Origin of the sequence: Nonomuraea angiospora (assembly GCF_014873145.1) — a bacterium.
Taxonomy (GTDB): domain Bacteria; phylum Actinomycetota; class Actinomycetes; order Streptosporangiales; family Streptosporangiaceae; genus Nonomuraea; species Nonomuraea angiospora.
This window is the reverse complement of record NZ_JADBEK010000001.1, coordinates 1473969-1488593: the sequence shown is the minus strand read 5'-3', so window position 1 is coordinate 1488593 and position 14625 is coordinate 1473969. Positions and strand designations below refer to the sequence as shown.

The following is a 14625-nucleotide window of genomic DNA, read 5'->3' as shown; positions in this document are numbered from 1 at the left end:
GTGGCGCCGGGGCGCGGTTAGCATGGCGTTCGGGAGGCGGGTCATGCACCGTGGGCTTCTGGGCGATCAGGGCTGGATGGCGGAGGCGCTGCACGTCAGCAATGGTGATGGCACGGATCTGGCGGGTACGGGGCTGGCCCGGCGCATCGTGTTCTGGCGGGATGTGCTGCATGAGGGGCCGGTTCCGGCGGTGGGGCGGGAGGAGTTGCGCCGGGTCCGGGCGGCGTTCCTGGCGGGGAGGGATGACCGTGGTGAGGTGCTGCGGGTGTTCCTGGAGCGGGATGCGGCGGTGGAGGCGAACCGGGGTGGGGAGTATGTGCTCTGGTTCGAGGCCGATCTGTATGACCAGTTGCAGATTGTGGAGATTCTCGCCTGGCTGAGGGAGTTGGGGGTGGCGGCGGAGGCTGTCACGCTGATCTGCATCGGGGAGTATCCGGGGATCGCCCGGTTCGGTGGGCTGGGTGAGTTGCGTGCGGAGCAGTTGCGGGAGTTGGCGGCGACGGGGGCGTGCGCGAGGTTGTCTCCGGCGGCGTTGGAGTTGGCGTCTCGGGCGTGGGCGGCGTTTCGTGCGCCGACGCCGGAGGGGCTGGCGGGTGTGGCGGCTGTTCGTTCGGGTGAGTTGCGTTTCCTCGGTGAGGCGTTCGAGCGGCTTTGCCGGGAGTATCCCTCCACTCGTGATGGGCTTTCGCTGGCGGAGCGTCGGGTGCTGGCTGCCGCCGCGGTGCGGGAGGGTGCGGCGGGGGATGTGTTCGTGCGTGCGGCGTCGCGGGAGGTGCGCCCGTATCTGGGGGACACGTCGTGTTTCGCGATGATGGATCGTCTGGCCGGGGGGCCGTACCCGTTGCTGGATCTGCGGCCGGCTGGTGTGCCGGTGGGGCGGGCCACTGTGGTGCGGTTGACGGCTGTGGGTGCGCGGGTGCTGGCGGGTGAGGAGGATCAGGTGGGGTTGAACGGTGTGGACCGCTGGATCGGCGGGGTGCATCTGCGTGGCCGGGAGGTGCGGTGGAGGTGGGATGAGGGGCGGGAGGCGCTGACGATGTGATCGTCCACCTACGTACGTATCGGACGTAGGTACCTATAAGGGTATTTTTCACCTCCTCTTGGCGTGGTGTTGTGAGGCACGTTGGAAGCGTACGGATCAACAGCTGGATGCGAGGAACGGGGGAATCCGCACCATGTGCACGCACCAGCCTCCCTGTCCTCCGGCGGACTCCGCCGCTCACCAGGCCGCGCGCCTGGTCGCCTACCACCCCGAGCAGGGATGGGGACTGCTGTGCAACGGGGTGGTCTTCTTCGACGACACCGGCGAGCTGCTGCCCGACGGCCGTAGCGTCGTCCCGGCGACGGTCCTGGAGCGGGCCGCGTGAGCACCCCCCTGGCGTCGTGGACGTTCAGCGCCCAGGCGCGTTCGGTGAGCCGGGCCCGGCACGCCGTGCGCGCCCAGCTCGCGGAGTGGGGGCTGCAGCAGGCGTGTGAATACGCCGAGCTGCTGGTCAGCGAGCTGGTCACCAACGCGGTCCGGCACGCGCGGGGCCTGGTGCGGATGAGCCTGTCGGCGGCCGACGGGCTGTTGCGCTGTGAGGTGGAGGACTCCAGCCCGGTGCCGCCGACCCTGCGCGCCGCCTCCCTCGAGGACGAGGGTTCGCGTGGGCTGCTGCTGGTGGAGGTGCTGTCGTCCGGCTGGGGCAGCGTTCCCACGGGCCGGGGCAAGCTCGTGTGGTTCGAGGTGCCCGTACGGATGCCGGCGCGGGCCCATGGGTGAGCGGGCGCGGTTAGCGCGGCGAGTACAGCCACGGTTCGCGCAGGTCGAAGAAGTCCACGTCGGAGACGAACAGCTCCTGCCATTGCCGCAGCAGCTCCCGGATCGCCGGCGGTTGCAGCTTGGCCTCCCCCTGCCGGGCCGCCACCTCGCTGGTGAAGTAGGCGGTCTCGACGCAGCCGTCTCGCCCGCACAGTGCGGCGGTGCCGCCGATGAGGTCGCTCCGGAAGGCGGCCAGCTCCTCCTGTCCCCGCTCCAGCGCCTGGCGTACGCGCGCGTGGTCGCGCACGCGTCCCTGCAGTACCTGGACGAACCCGGCCTCGTCGGATCCTCCGCCCAGGATTTCGACCACCTCGTCGCAGTCGAGGAAGGTCACCTCGCCGGCGAACAGTTTCGCGGTCTCCACCCACCACTGTCCCTGCTCGGGCCGGTCGGCGTTGCGGTGGGCCGCCTGGCGGGTGGCGAAGCGGGCGACGTTGACGAACAGGCCGTCGTCGGTGACGCCGGCCGTGGTGCCGAGCCAGCCCTGCGCGCTGGGCGACAGGTCGCGCATCCACCGTTCCAGTGCCTGGTGCAGATCGTCGACCTCGATCGCCCGGCCCTCGATGACCTGGATGAACATGGTCTGCCCCTCTCCTCGTCTCCACGCTAGGAGCGGCCGGCCGTCAAGGTCGAGACGCCGTTACACCATGCGATGGCCAAAACTTGTTGTGGGTTCTTGACCGTGCTCGTCTGGGATAACGGCCGGGACATAACCTGGGGGCGACGACGTGGGATGCGGGCCGACGGCAGCGCCGGCCGCGTCGCGGAAGGCGCCAATGACAGCGGTGACTGCCAGCACCTACGGAGGGCGGCCCAACGGCGGGTTGCCGGCCGAGGTGACGAGTTTCGTGGGGCGTCGGCACGAGGTGGCCGAGGTCAAACAGCTGCTGTCCGCTTCCAGGGCCGTCACGCTGACCGGCACCGGCGGTGTCGGCAAGACGCGTCTGGCGGTGCGGGTGGGCCAGGACGTGCGGCGGGCGTTCCGGGACGGGGTGTGGCTGGTGGAGCTGGCCGAGCTGGACGGCCCCGCGATGCTGGCCGAGGCGGTGGCGGAGGCGCTGGAGATCCGCGACCATACGGGCGCCACCACGATGGGGGTGCTGACCTGTCATCTGCGCGACAAGCAGGCCCTGCTGATCCTGGACAACTGCGAGCACATGATCGCCGAGTGTGCGGCGCTGAGCGAGACGCTGCTGCGGGCGGCGCCGGATCTGCGGGTGCTGGCCACCAGCCGACAGGCGATGGGCATCTCCGGCGAGCAGGCGGTGCCCGTGGCGCCGCTGCCGCTGCCGGATCTTCAGGTGCCGTTGGAGAAGCTGATCCGGCAGGACGCGGTGCGGCTGTTCGCCGAGCGTGCCCGTGCGGTCCTGCCGTCCTTCACGGTCTCGGAGGACAACCGGGAGGTCGTCACCCGCATCGTGCGCCTGCTGGATGGGCTGCCGCTGGCGATCGAGCTGGCGGCGGTGCGGTTGCGGGCCCTGTCGGTCGAGCAGCTGCTCGACCGGCTCGACGACCGTTTCCGCCTGCTGACCGGCGGGTCGAGGGCGGTGCTGCCCCGGCATCAGACGCTGCGGGCGCTGATCGATTGGAGTTACGCGCTGTGTTCGCAAGGAGAACGCCTGCTGTGGGAGCGGGCCTCGGTGTTCGCGGGGGGCCTGGATCTGGAGGCGGCCGAGGCGGTGTGCGGCGAGGACGGGATCGACCCGCTCGACGTCATGGACCTGGTGATCGGCCTGGTGGACAAGTCCGTGCTGATACGAGAGGACCATCCGGGCGGCGTACGCTATCGGATGCTGGAGACGCTGCGGCAGTACGGTCGCGAACGGCTCGCGGGCTCGGGTTGCGAGCCCGACCTGCAGCGACGGCACCGCACTTATTACCGCGAGCTGGCGGCGCGGGCCAGGGCGGAGCTGTTCGGGCCCGGCCAGGTGGCGTGGTTCGCCCGGCTGCGGCGCGAGCATGCCAACCTGCGGGCCGCCCTGGACAGCTGGCTGAACACGCCGGGCGAGGCCCGTGCGGCGCTGAGCATGTCGGGCGACCTGCTGTATCACTGGATCACCAGTTATTACCTGGCTGAGGGCCGCGGCTGGCTGGAGCAGGCGCTGGCCGCGGACACCGAGCCGAGCCGGGTACGGGCCGGCGCCCTGTGGGCCGGCAGCTGGCTGGCGATCATTCAGGCCGACATTCCGGCCGCCACCGCCCTGCTCGGCGAGAGCCGCAGGCTGGGCGAGGAACTGGAGGATGAGCCGGTTCTGGCCTACGTGGCCCTGTTCCGCGGAATGGTGGCCATGTGCGAGGGGCGAACGGAAGCCGCGATCGAGCTATACAGGGACGCCCTTGCCCGCCATCGCCGTACCGGCGACCCGGTCGGGATCGCGCTGTCGCTCATCCGGCTGACGCTCGCCCACTCGTTCCTGGGTGACTCCTCGGCCGCCATCGCGGCGGGCGAGGAGTGCCTGGCCGAGTGCGAGGCCTCCGGGGAGGGCTGGCACCGGGCGTACACGATGATGGCGCTGGGGGTGCAGGTGTGGCGGCAGGGGGATCTGGAGCGGGCGGCGGAGCTGGAGAAGCAGAGCCTGACGTTCAACCGGGCGGTTGGCGATCCGCTCGGCGCGGGTGTGAACATCGAGGTGCTGGCCTGGATCGCCGCCAGCCAGGGCCGTCACCAGCGGGCCGCGCGGCTGCTGGGGGTGCTGGAGACGATGTGGAGCTGTGCCGGGGCGCCGCTGTCGGGGTTCGGGCATCTGGCCCAGTATCACGATGACTGCGAGCGGGCCATGCGGGAGGTGCTGGGGGAGCCGGCGTTCGAGACGGCCGTGCGGCGCGGGGCCCGCCTGCCGCTGGAGGAGGCGCTGAGTTATGCCTTGGAGGAGGACAAGCCGGAGCGGCCGGCCAAGGAAGAGGAGCGGACGCCGCTGACGCGGCGGGAGAAGGAGATCGCCGAGCTGGTGGCGCAGGGGATGACGAACAAGGAGATCGCGGCGTCCCTGGTGATCGCGCAGCGTACGGCGGAGGGGCATATCGAGCACATTTTGACCAAGCTGGGGTTCAGCTCGCGGGCGCAGATCGCGGTGTGGGTGGGAGAGCGGGCCCGGGCCGACGGCCACGACTGAAGGGGGCCGGCTGAGGAGGCCGGAACCGGCTCCAGGGTGAGGGCCGGTTCCAGCCGTCGGCGGTGCCGTGTCAGTAGGGCAGTGGCCGTCCTGACGGGGTCCGCAGGTCCACACCCTGAGCGGGGCGGCGCGTCGGCCGCTTGGAGACGCGGATCCTTGTCTGGCGCACGATGCGTCGTTCCTTTCCCTCGGTGCCGCTCGGGCGGCAGGTACGGGCGTGCGTGCCGGTGGGTGGGTTCAGGCGTGCTGGCAGGCGCGGTCGCCGGTGACGAGCTCGAACCAGACGACCTTGCCGGCGACCCCCCAGCAGCAGGCCAGCCGGGCCAGCAGCGGGTTGTGCCCGTGATCGCCGTGGTCGGTGGCCTTGTGGCGGGACGCGGTGAAGGCGAGCGTGGGACGGTCGTCCTCGATCTCGCAGCGCAGCAGGTCGTCCTCGAACCACAGCGAGAGCCTGACCCTGGCGGTGGCGTGCCGCAGGGCGTCGGCGACCAGCGCGCCGACCAGCAGGTCGGCGTTGCCGGTGTGTTCGCACAACCCCCAGGCGGACAGCCGGACCGCGGTCATGCGTCGCGCGCTCGGCACCGCCGAAGGCCGTGCCCACAGCAGCCACGACACCGAGCGGTCCTGTCCGGCCCACCCGGTGCGAACGGCCAGGCCATCCCCCATGGCCAGGAGCCCGTTCCAGGACAGCAGCCGCAGCGTGGGCTGCTGTCCTGCCGCGTTGCCGTGCTCGATGTGCGGCTGCAACATGGCTGGCACGTGTATCGTCTCCTCCCCGTGTTGGCGCATGTGTTCAGAGACACGTTTAGCTTCGCTCCGACCCGCCCCCGAGGAAGACGGGATAAATCCCCATATGGGTACCTATTCACCCGTAGGCCGGTACGGGGAGGTCCGCGGCCGGCCCCCTGCTCGCGGCACGGACCCGCACCGCGAACGCCGCGTACGACGGCGCCGGGGGTGATAGTCGACCGGTCGTAAACTGGCCCCATGGGCCGGACCGGTGATGCTCGCGAGCGGATCCTGAGCGCCGCACGCTCGCTCATCGAGACGCATGGGTATGCGGCCCTGGGGGTGGCCGAGATCTGCCGCGCGGCCGGCGTGCCCAAGGGCAGCTTCTGCTACTTCTTCGACTCCAAGGAGTCGCTCGCGCTGGCCGTCATCGATGGGCACTGGGCCGGCCAGGAGCGCGCCTGGGCGGCCGCGCTCAGAGGTGGCCGACCCGCGCGAGGCCGCGCGGGCGGTGGTCGCCCAGCTCGAGGGCCAGGTGTTGTTCGCCAAGCTCTACAACAGCACTCACCGGCTCGGCCTCCTGTGGGCGAACTGCCTCGCCCTGCTCGGCGCCCGCGCGCCGCAGGAGGCCGTGGCCGGCATCTGACGCCTGCCCGCTGCGACGACACGGCCTCGGACGGGCCCCTGGCCCTGCACGTAGCCCTCGGGACTCGCCACCCGCTGGGGCCGCGCACACGCCATCACCGTCGTAGGCGTGCCAAGCTCCAGAGGCGCGCGGCGACCACGGTGAGGGCCGCGGCCGAGGCCGTCACCAGCCAGACCATGAACGTCGGGTACAGGTAGACCAGCTGGACCCATGCGGCGTCGCGGCCGCGTGCCAGTACGCGATGGATCGGGGCGATCGTCGCGCACAACGCGATCGGGGCCAGGTACGGCGTCAGCCGCCACAGCTGCCATCCCGTGTGGCGCGCGGCCCATCGCCGGGCACGTGCCGTGCCCCGCACCGCGAGCCCGACGCTCACCAGGGTCAGCAGCGCGAACAGCAGGTCGGTCAGGAGCAAGGGCCGGCTGGAGGGCAGCTGCGGGGTGCCGCCCTCGACGATGGCGAGAAGGCCCGTCATGAGGGTGTGCGCGTCGGAGAAGGCCATGCCGGTGTTGGCCATGACGGCGATGCCGTATCCCGGGCCGGGCATCAGCAACTCGTGCGCGGTGGAGGTGAACAGGTCGCCGCCGTGCTCGAGGACGGGGGTGCCGCGTCCGGTCGTGCCGATCATCCAGCCGAGGGCGTAGTCCCGGCTCTGCTCGGAGGCGGTGCGCATCTCCTCGACGCTGCGCGGGGACAGCAGGGTCGGCAGAGCGGCGTTCTGCGCGATCAGCCACTTGGCCATGTCGTCCGCGGTGCTGATGACCCCGCCGGAGCCGTTGCCGAATCCGGTGGGTTCCGGCACGGCGACGGCCCGGCCGAGGACGTACAGGTGGCCGCGGGCGGTGGCGGGCAGGTCACGGTCGGTGTCGATCGTCGTGCTGTGGCGCATGCCGAGGGGCTCGAAGACGTGTGCGTCGAGGTAGGCCGCGAACGGCCGGCCGCTGACCACTTCGATGAGCCGGGCGGCGACCTGGTAGTTGGTGTTGTGGTAGCTGAAGGCGGTCCCGGGCTCGGCGGCGAGCCTGGCCGTTCTGAGCCGGGCGACGGCGCCTTGGAGCGTGTCCGGCTGCGGCAGGCTCTTTTCGCGGAAGGCCGAGTCGGCCATGCCTGAGGTCTGGTTGAGCAGCTGCCGTACGGTGATCTTCGCGGCCCGGGGGTCGGCCATCGTGAACTCGGGCAGGTAGCGGCGCACCGGCTGGTCGAGGGCGACTTTGCCCTGCTCCGCCAGCTGCATGACGGCCAGGGCGGTGAAGGACTTGCTGACCGAGGCCATCGCCATGGGGGTGCCGGCGGTGACGGGCTCGCCCGTGGCGGTCCTGCCGTATCCGGCGGCGTGGATGACTTCGCCCTTTTTCGTGATCGCCACCGCGACGCCCGGCAGGCCCGTGGCCGCCCGGTATTGCTCGACGTAGGCGTCGACCGACGCGGGCACCGATGCGGGCACCGATGCGGGGGCGGGGACAAAAGTGAGACAGATGGCGACAAGGGCGGTTCTGAGCACCTGCCGAAACTACTGAGGCCGCTCACTCGCACACCATTGTGGCAACCCGCCGCGTTCGTTACGGGAAACCACCATCACCGCCCCTGTCGGCAGGACAACAATTCGATTGTGGCGCCGGCCGGTGAACCAGTAGCGTACGGCCAGCACTATCGGATCCGTCGTGGGGACTGTCGCGTGACGCCGCCTGCTCTCGCTGCCTGACATCTTCTTCTGCGCTTTCTCACCGGCCTCGTGGCCGGTCTCGCCGGGCTGCTCCCAATCCTTGAGCCGCCCTGGCTGCTCAGCGTTTTGTGTCAGGTCTTAGAGAGATCATGTCTTCACAACCCCATAGAGATCATTTCGTGCTGCCCTGGACCGTGCGGAGGACTCGGCTGCCGCTGCTCACCCTGCGCTGCCTGGACTGCCGGGCGAAGGCGGCCACCGTCGGCGAGGGCAGGTTCCGGATCAACGCCAACGGCAAGCTGCTTGACGTGTGGCTGCTCGTCCGCTGTGTCAGCTGCGATCGGACCTCGAAGATCACAGTCCATGAGCGGGTGCCGGTCCGATCGCTGGATCCTGCCAGGCTCTGCGCCTTCGAGGACAACGATCAGGCGCTCGTCGCCCACGCGCTCCTGGACCCGGCGGTCGCACGGCGCAACCGGTTCACCCTCGACTGGCGTGGCGCGTGGCAACTGGAGTCATCGGCCGTCGAGGCGGCCTGGCCGTACCGGGTAGACGTCGCTTTCCTCGATCCCGTGCCCGTCCGACCGGAGCGGCTGATCGCCCAGGGGCTCGGGATCAGCAGGGGCGAGGTCGAACGCCGGATCAAGTGCGACCTGCCCCTCAATCGCACCACGAGCACGGACTTCTCGTTCGTCGTCATGCCCGCTGACTAGGGCCGGGGAGAGCGGGCGGGACTGAGGCTGCGGCCGGCGGGTGTGGTGCTTTCGCCCGCCGTCACGGCGGCCGCCTCGGTCCCGCTCCACGGGCTTGCGGCCGCGGTGGCGAGGCCGGAGGCGGGTGTCCGCGTCGTAGCCGGGCATACGGGGCGAAACCACCACCGCCGGTGCGGGCCGATGCTCAGCTCAGGCGGGTCCGCAGGAGGCAGAATTCGTTGCCTTCCGGGTCGGGCCGCTTGAGCACCTGCCGGTCGGCGAGTTCGGGCAGCCACCGGTCGACCGGGTCGTCCAGCCGCAGCCGGCACTCATCCAGCAGCACCATCGCCGCCGACACCGCGACCGGCTTGGTCGTCGAGGCCATCCGGAAGATGGTGTCGCGGCGCATGGGCGCGCCACCGTCACGGCGCATCGTCCCCATCGCCTCGACGTGCGTCTCCTCGCCCCGGCTGACCAGGGCGACGAGCCCGGGGATCCTCCCGGACTCGACATGCCCTGCCAGCACCTCGCGCAGTCTGCTCAGCCCGGCCTTGGAGAAGCCGCTGTTGCCTTGTCCCATCATGAATCTCCTTTGGAACAGCCCCGCTTCAGCTACCTAGTGGCGCTGACTACTGGTACATAGCAGCACTGAATAGCTGAGGCTGGGAGCGAGATCAGAGTGACGGCGGCGACGGAAGGCGCAGCAGGGTCACAGCCGGGTGGCCGTGCGGATCAGCCCGGCCAGGGCCAGGGAGCGGCTGTGCGCGGGCCAGGCGATGTGGGTGACGACCGGAGGTGCGTCGGTCAGGGGCACGGCGGTGTGCTCGGCCCACAACCAGGCGCGGGCGGAGTCGGGGAAGACGGCCACGGTGCGTCCGAGGGCGATCAGCTGGGCCAGCTGCGTCTGGTCGTGGATCTCGGGGCCCGGGCCGGGCGGGAACGTGCCGTGGCGGGACCAGCGGGCGAGCGGAAGATCGGGGATGTCGCTGATGTCGGCCAGGGACAGGGTCTTGCGCGCGGCGAGGGGGTGCCCGGCGGGCAGAATGGCGATCTGCCCCTCGGTCATCAGCTCCTCGCTGTCGAACCCGGCCAGGGAGTTGAACGGCGCGTGCATGAGCGCCACGTCGGCGCGGCCGTCGCGCAGCATGCCTTCCTGCTCACAGGTGCCGCTCGGTAGCACCTCGATCTCGGCGGCGTCGGGCTCGGCCGCGTAGGCGTCGAGGAGCTTGTGCAGCAGCTCGTGAGACGCGCCGGCCTTCACCGCCAGCACCAGGCGGTTGCGGGGGCCGCCGGGACGGTCGGCGCCGGCGGCGCGACGGGTGCGGCGAGCGGCGGCGGTGGCCGCGTCGAGGGCCGCGCGGCCCTCGTGCAGCAGCACCTCTCCGGCGCCGGTCAGGCAGACGCCGCGGCGGTTGCGTTTCAGCAGGCAGACGCCGAGACGTCGTTCGAGCTGCTGGATCGCCCGGGACAGCGGTGGCTGGGCCATGCCGAGGCGCTCGGCGGCGCGGCCGAAGTGGAGCTCCTCGGCGACGGCCACGAAGTATCTCAGCTCACGGGTCTCCAGGGTGTCCACGGCCACACCCTAGCTCAGTGATACCTGCCGGGTATGACAGGGCACCGTACCGATGTTGGCGGCACCGCTTGTCCCCGGGCGAACATCGACGGCATGAGCGAAACGACGTCACTGCCCGGCGGCACCTGGCATCTGGGTGACCTGACCGTCACCCGTTTCGGCTACGGCGCCATGCAGCTCGCCGGCCCCGGGGTCATGGGCCCGCCGGCCGACCACGACGGCGCGCTCGCCGTCCTGCGCGAGGCCGCCGGTCTCGGGATCACCCATGTCGACACCGCCGGCGCCTACGGGCCACGCCTCACCAACCAGCTGATCCGTGAAGCGCTGCACCCCTATCCCGAATCGCTGCACATCGTGACCAAGGTCGGCGCGGTCCGCGATCAGCGGGGCGGCTGGCCGCCCGCCCGGCAGCCCGAGGAGCTGCGCCGCGCCGTCCAGGAGAATCTTCAGGACCTCGGCCTCGCAGCGCTCGACGTGGTCAATCTCCGGCTCGGCGACGCTCAGGGTCCCCGGCCCGGTTCGCTCGCCGAGCCCTTCGAGACCCTCGCCGAACTCCAGCGGCAGGGCCTGATCCGCCACCTCGGAGTGAGCAACGCCACGGCGGAACAGGTCGCCGAGGCGCAGGCGATCGCGCCGATCGTGTGCGTGCAGAACCTGTACAACCTCGCCTACCGCCGCGACGACGAGCTGATCGACGATCTCGCCGGCAAGGGCATCGCCTACGTGCCCTTCTTCCCGCTCGGCGGCTTCACCCCGCTGCAGTCCACGGCGCTTTCGGCCGTGGCCACCCGGCTGGATGCGACGCCGATGTCGGTCGCGCTGGCCTGGCTGCTGCGGCGCTCGCCGAACATCCTGCTCATTGCGGGCACCTCGTCGGTGGCGCACCTGCGCGAGAACGTCGCCGGGGCGGGACTTTCGCTCTCCGACGAGGACCTCGCCGAGCTGGACAGGATCGGCCACCGTCAGGGGTGACCGGCCGGAGGCGGGTTCACCCCTGACGGCCGTCAGCGCGGGCAGTCGCGGGGGCCGACGCTCTGCCCGGCGCCGGCGACGGTGATCTGGACCCGGCTTTCCGGCGCCATGGCGGCGACCGTGCACACGATCTGGTCGACGGCCAGCGTGGACAGATCGCCGGCCGGAGTGGACAGGGTCACCTTCACGTGGCCGGTGGGCTCGGCGGCCAGCGAGAACGGGGCGGCTTCTGGCGGGACTTCAGTGGTGAGCCCGCGCGCCCGTTCGCTCGCGGTCGGCTTGGCCGCCAGCAGCGCGAGCGTGTCCGCCGGGGGCAGCCGGCGATCGGGCCGCGTCACCATGCGGAGCCGGCCGTCCTTCACCAGGTAGAGGATGATCTTCCGGGGTGGTGCGACGAATCCGCTCGGCGGGTCGCCGGCGTCGATGGCGTCGCTGGGCTGCACGCCGCAGCCGGCCGCGGCGAGGAGCGACACCAGGGCCGCGGCGAGCGCCCGGCGGGCGAGCCCGGACCTCACTCGGGGCCTTCGTCCAGGCCGGGTGCCCGGCGTGGCAGTCGCAGCGTGAAGACGGCGCCGCCGTCCGGGGCGTTGGTGACGGTGAGGTCGCCCTGGTGCAGGCGCGCGTTCTCCCGCGCGATGGCCAGGCCCAGGCCGCTGCCCTCGGACCTGGCCCTGGCCGCGCTGGCCTTGTAGAACCGGTCGAACACGTGCGGCAGCACCGCCTCGTCCAGCCCCGCCCCGTGGTCGCGGACCTCGACGGCGATCCAGTCCGGGTCGGCGGACAGCCGTACCGACACCGGTGGCTCGCCGTGCCGCAGGGCGTTGCCGACCAGGTTCGCGAGGATGACGTCCACGCGGCGCGGGTCCAGCCGCGCCGTCACCTCGGGCGCGAGCTCGCTGTGCACCTGCTCCGACCAGCCCCGGACACGCAGGGTCGCGCGCACCAGCTCGGCCACGTCGACCTCGTTCAGCGCCAGGGCCGCCACGCCGGAGTCGAACCTGCTGATCTCGATGAGATCGTTCACCAGCCCGGTGAGGTTGAGCGTCTCCTGGCTGACCAGCCTGGCGGCCCTGCCGGCGGGCTCGGGCAGCCGGCCCGACTCCTCGTCCAGGACGTCGGCGACCGCGGTCAGCGCGGCCAGCGGGGTACGCAGCTCGTGCGACACATCGGCCACGAACCGGCGGGCGTCGGCCTCCATCCCGCGCAGCTGCTCGACGTGCCGTTCCAGCTCCGCGGCGGTGTTGTTGAACGTGCGTGCCACATCGGCCAGCTCATCGGAGCCGCGGACCTCGATCCTGGTCCGCAGCTCGCCCTCGCCCAGCAGGCGTGCCGCCCGGCCGAGCTCGCGCACCGGGAGCAGCACGCCACGGGTGGCCAGCAACCCCAGGACGACCGCGAACGCCAGGGCCGCCCCGCCGGTGAGCCAGGCCAACGTCGCGAGCTCGTCGATGCTGCGCTGTTCGGGAGCCAGGCTGTGCGCGGTGTAGACCTCGATGCCGGACATCCGCGTCCTGTTGTTCTGCTCGACGATCAGCAGCGGCGTGCCGATGATCAGGTAGGGCCCGTCCTGCCACACCACGCGTTGCCAGGCGATGTTGCCGCTGATCACCTCCCGCCGCAGCCCCTTGGGGATCATCCCGGGATCCAGGCCCTGCCGGCAGGGCCTGGCGAAAGGCAGGCACGGCCGGCCGGGGCCGGCCGGCGAGCGCGTGCCGAAGTAGAGGGCGACCGTGTCGTTGCTCCCGTCGGCCACGGTAGCGGCGATCTCGCCGAGCTCGGCCGGGCCCGGCGACGGATCCCGCAACGGGAAGACCGCCTCCAGGCGGCTCCTCATCGTCTGCACCGCGGCATCCTGGGCGCGCTGCAGGATGGCGTTGCGGGCCATGACGTAGCTCACGCCGGCCACCGCCGCCGCGGTGACCACACACAGCAGCGCGAACGCGAACAGCAGCCGGGCACGCAGCCCCAGGCTCGGCCGAGGTGGCATCGGCAGCTCACACCGGCCCGAACCGGTACCCGAACCCACGTACCGTCTGCACGTAGACGGGCGCCGCCGAGTCGTCCTCGATCTTCGCGCGCAGCCGCTGCACGCACGCGTCCACGAGCCGCGAGTCGCCGAAATACCCGTGCTCCCACACCGACTCCAGCAGCTGCTGGCGGCTGTGCACCCGGCCCGGCGTGCCGGAGAGCTCGAGCAGCAGGCGCAGCTCGGTCGGGGCGAGGCTGACCGGCTCGCCGCGGTTGGTGACCACCAGCCCGGCCCGGTCGATGGTCAGGTCCCCGTGCCGCTCCAGCTCCGCCTGGTCGCGGCCGATGCGCCGCAGCACCGCGCGAATGCGTGCCTCCAGCACCCTGGGCTGCGCCGGCTTGACCACGTAGTCGTCGGCGCCCGCCTCCAGCCCTGCCACCACGTCCATGTCGTCGCCGCGCGCGGTCAGCATGATGATCGGCACCTGCCCGACGGCCCGGATGCGGCGGCAGACCTCGAACCCGTCCATGCCGGGCAACATCAGGTCGAGCACGACGACGTCGGGAAGGTTCGCGCGCAGCCGCTCCAGCCCCTGCTCGCCGGACTCCACCGCGCTCACCCGGTGCCCGTGCCGGGTCAGGGCCAGCTCAAGGCCCTCCCGCACGGCCGGGTCATCCTCGATCAACAACACACGCGACACTCCGCGTATCACAGCACGCTCCGTAACTTGCCCGCAGGCCGACCCCTCCACTGTCGGCCAGCCGTGTCCCCGCCTCGTCCGCGCCGTGTCATGGTTGTGTCACAGTCGCGCCGACGGTGGCGGGCAGGTGGCGGCCGTCGAGAAACCATGACATACGGCGGACGGCGCGCGCACATTCGGCGCCGATCGTGGGTCGTCATGAACGAACCACGCACCATCCCACCTCGGCCCCGGGACCGGCTGTACGCCGCGCTCACGCTGGTGCTGGCCGTGCTCCTGCTGCCCGCGGCGTTCGCCCGCCGTCCCGGCCGCGCCCGGGAGCTGGCCTGCGGCTGGGCGTTGCGGATGCGTTTCCCCGCCGAGGACCTGACCGGGCTCACCGACGGCGCCTTGGCGGCGTTCACCGCGGCGCGCACCGAGGCGCTGTGGCGTCACGGCCAGCTCCTCGGCCTCACCTCCGGATACCGCGACCCCATCGTCCAGCAGCGGATGTTCGACGAGGAGGTGCGCCGCTCCGGCTCGCCGGCCTCGGCACGCATGCTCGTGCTGCCGCCGGCGGAATCCTCCCACGTCAAGGGCATCGCGCTGGACGTGCGTCCCCACGAAGGGGCGCGCTGGCTCGAGGAGCACGGCGGCCGCTACGACCTGTACCGGATGTACGACAACGAGTGGTGGCACTTCGAGTACCGCCCCGACACCGGCGGCACGCCACCACGACGACGGCCGCACCCCGGCGTGGGCCACGTCATCGACTGATCGGAAGGAGC

The 14625-nt window shown here is 71.4% G+C and carries 16 protein-coding genes and 1 pseudogene; 9 read left to right on the top strand and 8 right to left on the bottom strand.

Going from position 1 to position 14625, the window contains the following annotated elements; translation table 11 throughout:
• The first annotated feature begins 43 nt into the window (after positions 1-43).
• From H4W80_RS06825 to H4W80_RS06815, 3 genes are all read left to right on the top strand, one after another.
• Positions 44-1042: a hypothetical protein gene (locus H4W80_RS06825; protein ID WP_225963293.1), complete on the top strand. Its 999-nt coding sequence runs from the start codon at positions 44-46 to the stop codon at positions 1040-1042.
• 133 nt (positions 1043-1175) lie between these two features.
• On the top strand, positions 1176-1367 hold the full coding sequence (locus H4W80_RS06820; RefSeq protein WP_192784286.1) for a DUF5999 family protein: 192 nt from the start codon (positions 1176-1178) through the stop codon (positions 1365-1367).
• Positions 1364-1762 (top strand): ATP-binding protein, encoded by a 399-nt coding sequence (locus H4W80_RS06815; RefSeq protein WP_192784285.1) that lies wholly within the window; start codon positions 1364-1366, stop codon positions 1760-1762. The genes H4W80_RS06820 and H4W80_RS06815 overlap by 4 nt, the downstream gene beginning before the upstream one ends.
• Before the next feature lie 10 nt (positions 1763-1772).
• Here the strand turns inward: H4W80_RS06815 and H4W80_RS06810 are convergent, their stop codons facing one another.
• The gene (locus H4W80_RS06810) at positions 1773-2381 is read right to left on the bottom strand and encodes a hypothetical protein (RefSeq protein WP_192784284.1); all 609 of its coding nucleotides are present in this window, start codon (positions 2379-2381) and stop codon (positions 1773-1775) included.
• A gap of 205 nt (positions 2382-2586) precedes the next feature.
• Here H4W80_RS06810 and H4W80_RS06805 point away from each other — a divergent pair, with 205 nt between their 5' ends.
• Positions 2587-4914: an ATP-binding protein gene (locus H4W80_RS06805; RefSeq protein ID WP_318786731.1), complete on the top strand. Its 2328-nt coding sequence runs from the start codon at positions 2587-2589 to the stop codon at positions 4912-4914.
• A gap of 237 nt (positions 4915-5151) precedes the next feature.
• Here the strand turns inward: H4W80_RS06805 and H4W80_RS06800 are convergent, their stop codons facing one another.
• Positions 5152-5673 carry a hypothetical protein gene (locus H4W80_RS06800; RefSeq protein WP_192784282.1) on the bottom strand — a complete coding sequence of 174 codons (522 nt, stop codon included), beginning with the start codon at positions 5671-5673 and terminating at the stop codon, positions 5152-5154.
• A gap of 228 nt (positions 5674-5901) precedes the next feature.
• On the opposite strand from H4W80_RS06800, the pseudogene H4W80_RS64415 reads away from it, so the two are divergent.
• Together H4W80_RS64415 and H4W80_RS60305 are read left to right on the top strand one after the other, a co-directional pair.
• A pseudogene (locus tag H4W80_RS64415) lies at positions 5902-6060 on the top strand (TetR/AcrR family transcriptional regulator); the annotation flags it as partial.
• A 16-nt stretch (positions 6061-6076) separates the two neighbouring features.
• The gene (locus H4W80_RS60305; RefSeq protein WP_225966526.1) at positions 6077-6289 is read left to right on the top strand and encodes a hypothetical protein; all 213 of its coding nucleotides are present in this window, start codon (positions 6077-6079) and stop codon (positions 6287-6289) included.
• Between the two features lie 94 nt (positions 6290-6383).
• Here H4W80_RS60305 and H4W80_RS06790 read toward each other — a convergent pair whose 3' ends face one another.
• Positions 6384-7790, bottom strand: a complete 1407-nt coding sequence (locus tag H4W80_RS06790) for a serine hydrolase domain-containing protein (protein WP_192784281.1) — start codon at positions 7788-7790, stop codon at positions 6384-6386.
• 341 nt (positions 7791-8131) lie between these two features.
• Here H4W80_RS06790 and H4W80_RS06785 point away from each other — a divergent pair, with 341 nt between their 5' ends.
• A complete protein-coding gene (locus tag H4W80_RS06785) occupies positions 8132-8665 on the top strand; it encodes a DUF1062 domain-containing protein (protein WP_318786730.1) in 534 nt (177 codons plus the stop codon).
• 184 nt (positions 8666-8849) lie between these two features.
• Here the strand turns inward: H4W80_RS06785 and H4W80_RS06780 are convergent, their stop codons facing one another.
• Complete coding sequence (locus H4W80_RS06780) at positions 8850-9227, bottom strand: serine hydrolase domain-containing protein (protein WP_225963292.1); 378 nt, start codon at positions 9225-9227, stop codon at positions 8850-8852.
• Positions 9228-9353: 126 nt separating this feature from the next.
• Positions 9354-10217: a LysR family transcriptional regulator gene (locus tag H4W80_RS06775; protein WP_192784279.1), complete on the bottom strand. Its 864-nt coding sequence runs from the start codon at positions 10215-10217 to the stop codon at positions 9354-9356.
• A gap of 93 nt (positions 10218-10310) precedes the next feature.
• On the opposite strand from H4W80_RS06775, the gene H4W80_RS06770 reads away from it, so the two are divergent.
• Positions 10311-11189 (top strand): aldo/keto reductase family oxidoreductase, encoded by an 879-nt coding sequence (locus H4W80_RS06770; protein ID WP_318786729.1) that lies wholly within the window; start codon positions 10311-10313, stop codon positions 11187-11189.
• A gap of 32 nt (positions 11190-11221) precedes the next feature.
• On the opposite strand, the gene H4W80_RS06765 is transcribed toward H4W80_RS06770, so the two are convergent.
• Genes H4W80_RS06765 through H4W80_RS06755 form a run of 3 tightly spaced genes read right to left on the bottom strand, consistent with a single transcriptional unit; the run spans position 11222 to position 13858 of the window.
• The gene (locus H4W80_RS06765) at positions 11222-11704 is read right to left on the bottom strand and encodes a GerMN domain-containing protein (RefSeq protein ID WP_225963291.1); all 483 of its coding nucleotides are present in this window, start codon (positions 11702-11704) and stop codon (positions 11222-11224) included.
• Entirely contained in the window at positions 11701-13176 is a 1476-nt protein-coding gene (locus H4W80_RS06760; RefSeq protein ID WP_192784278.1) for a sensor histidine kinase, read from the bottom strand. The genes H4W80_RS06765 and H4W80_RS06760 overlap by 4 nt, the downstream gene beginning before the upstream one ends.
• A gap of 7 nt (positions 13177-13183) precedes the next feature.
• Positions 13184-13858, bottom strand: a complete 675-nt coding sequence (locus H4W80_RS06755; RefSeq protein WP_192784277.1) for a response regulator — start codon at positions 13856-13858, stop codon at positions 13184-13186.
• Positions 13859-14056: 198 nt separating this feature from the next.
• Here H4W80_RS06755 and vanY-N point away from each other — a divergent pair, with 198 nt between their 5' ends.
• Positions 14057-14614, top strand: a complete 558-nt coding sequence (gene vanY-N, locus H4W80_RS06750) for a D,D-peptidase/D,D-carboxypeptidase VanY-N (RefSeq protein WP_192784276.1) — start codon at positions 14057-14059, stop codon at positions 14612-14614.
• Positions 14615-14625: the final 11 nt, after the last annotated feature.

Coding starts and splice junctions, on each gene's coding strand:
- H4W80_RS06760 (WP_192784278.1), bottom strand. CDS start 13,176: ATGCCACCTCGGCCGAGCCTGGGGCTGCGTGCCCGGCTGCTGTTCGCG.
- vanY-N (WP_192784276.1), top strand. CDS start 14,057: ATGAACGAACCACGCACCATCCCACCTCGGCCCCGGGACCGGCTGTAC.
- H4W80_RS06810 (WP_192784284.1), bottom strand. CDS start 2,381: ATGTTCATCCAGGTCATCGAGGGCCGGGCGATCGAGGTCGACGATCTG.
- H4W80_RS06825 (WP_225963293.1), top strand. CDS start 44: ATGCACCGTGGGCTTCTGGGCGATCAGGGCTGGATGGCGGAGGCGCTG.
- H4W80_RS06820 (WP_192784286.1), top strand. CDS start 1,176: ATGTGCACGCACCAGCCTCCCTGTCCTCCGGCGGACTCCGCCGCTCAC.
- H4W80_RS06770 (WP_318786729.1), top strand. CDS start 10,311: ATGAGCGAAACGACGTCACTGCCCGGCGGCACCTGGCATCTGGGTGAC.
- H4W80_RS60305 (WP_225966526.1), top strand. CDS start 6,077: ATGGGCACTGGGCCGGCCAGGAGCGCGCCTGGGCGGCCGCGCTCAGAG.
- H4W80_RS06780 (WP_225963292.1), bottom strand. CDS start 9,227: ATGATGGGACAAGGCAACAGCGGCTTCTCCAAGGCCGGGCTGAGCAGA.